Annotated in this window: 1 protein-coding gene and 1 pseudogene; one reads left to right on the top strand and one right to left on the bottom strand. The window is 54.3% G+C overall.

The features are described 5' to 3' along the window. Positions 1-454, bottom strand: a 454-nt coding sequence (locus HMPREF2756_RS09570; protein ID WP_210393548.1) for an acyl-CoA thioesterase, incomplete at its 3' end; no start/stop codon positions are given. A gap of 73 nt (positions 455-527) precedes the next feature. On the opposite strand from HMPREF2756_RS09570, the pseudogene HMPREF2756_RS09565 reads away from it, so the two are divergent. Further along, a pseudogene (locus HMPREF2756_RS09565) lies at positions 528-753 on the top strand (transcriptional regulator); the annotation flags it as partial.

The following is a 753-nucleotide window of genomic DNA, read 5'->3' as shown; positions in this document are numbered from 1 at the left end:
GCGCTACCGGATGCGCCACCTCGCCAATGTAGTCACTCACGCTCGGCAGTCCATCAGGATCGGGAACCTGCGGCATCTCAACAGCCGTATGCTCGGGGCCGCGACTGGGCTTCTGAAATGATGCAATCGCAGAGAAAATGGGAATATCGTCCTGAAGCGCCTGAACCCGGCGAGTCGCAAAAGAACGCCCATTATTGAGCTGTTGTGAGGTAAAAATAAGCTCTTTCGTAATATCACCGGGATGTAAAAAATATGCATGAATCGAATGAAGCACCTTATCGGTAACGGTGTTATCAGCCGCCATAATAGCCTGAGCGAGCACTTGCCCGCCATAGGTGCGCGGGGTCTCGCGGGTTAGCGTCACAGCGGTAAAAGCGTCGTCACCACCCACCGGCTCAGCGGGGGTCAGGTTCAGCATGGTCATCAGGTTCTGGGTGGGGGTGGGCTTCGTCATTCTTTAATTCTGACACGAAGGGGTAAAGTTGAGGATGATTTATCGAAGAAAATATGCGAGCGAGAGGCAAAACATGACCGATGACCTGCACACACCCGACGCAGCACCCCTGCCAGAACCGGAACCGCAAGAACCTCCACGCTCAGCCACAACCAACACCCGGCGTATAGACCTCAAATACAATCCGCACGAAGGCATCGACGAACCCTACCTTATCTTCCCCAACAACCAGCAAGGTATAGACGCCGCTGCTGACCTCAGCACCTATATTTCACGCGCACGTTCCCTCGATACCCAAG

Origin of the sequence: Rothia sp. HMSC067H10 (genome assembly GCF_001810635.1) — a bacterium.
In the GTDB taxonomy this organism is placed as follows: Bacteria; Actinomycetota; Actinomycetes; order Actinomycetales; family Micrococcaceae; genus Rothia; species Rothia dentocariosa.
The sequence above is the reverse complement of the archived record's forward strand: the minus strand, read 5'-3'. Positions and strand labels throughout refer to the sequence as shown.